This window comes from Pseudomonas khorasanensis (genome assembly GCF_014268505.2).
Classification (GTDB): Bacteria; Pseudomonadota; Gammaproteobacteria; order Pseudomonadales; family Pseudomonadaceae; genus Aquipseudomonas; species Aquipseudomonas khorasanensis.
The window spans coordinates 1-711 of the sequence record NZ_JABWQP020000043.1; the positions used below are offsets into that span (position 1 = coordinate 1).

The 711-nt window shown below is 61.5% G+C and carries 1 protein-coding gene and 1 pseudogene; both read right to left on the reverse strand.

Translation table 11 applies throughout. From position 1 onward, the window contains the following. Positions 1-164: pseudogene (locus tag HU727_RS26230) on the reverse strand (DUF4123 domain-containing protein); the annotation flags it as partial. Then, positions 154-711 (reverse strand): bacteriophage T4 gp5 trimerization domain-containing protein (locus HU727_RS25500; protein WP_437180435.1); only part of this gene is annotated, 558 nt, incomplete at its 5' end. The pseudogene HU727_RS26230 and the gene HU727_RS25500, both read right to left, overlap by 11 nt.

Consider the following 711-nt stretch of genomic DNA (forward strand, 5'->3'; position numbering starts at 1 on the left):
GTGCCGCCCCAGATCGGGATGAGCTGGGCGGTGGGTTCGGTCAGGTACAGGTTTTTCAGGGCGTCGCTGTCGCTGGCCGCGCTGATGATCAGGTACAGGCGTTCGCCAGTTTGCAGCGGCTGTTGTGCCAGCCAGTCGTTGGGTGTCAGTCGATCAGAGGGCACAGGCACCTGCCTTGCATTTTTCGCATTCTTCGCAGAACGGCGCGTTGCGTTTGAGGGTGTTGACTTGCGCCGGGGTCAGGACCTGGCCGGCCTTGTCGGCGTCGGCCTGTTTCAGGATGCCGGGCATCAGTGGCGCGGCTCCAGTCCCACTACCCGGCCCACCGCCGGAGTTCATGTTGATCACCGGCCCGCTCATCGTCACGCCGCCGGCGTCGATCTTGATGAAGCTCCCACCGCCGACCAGGGTTAACTCGGCGCCTGCTTCCATCACGACTTTCATGCCGCTGCTCAGGTGGATTTCTTGCCCTGCATCGATGAACTGGCCCGTGCCGATTTTGATGTGCTGATTGACGCCGACGGTCAGGTGGTCGTTGGCGCGGGTTTCGACTTTGCGGTCGGCGTAGACGGTGTGGTGTTCTTCGGCCTTGAATTCCGTGTAGCTGTTTTTTTCGACGGTGTCGTGGCGTTCGTTGCCGACGCGGATTTTCTGGTCGTGCTCGATGTTTTCGTCCCAGTCGCGCTGGGCGTGCAGGTAGATCTGTTCCTG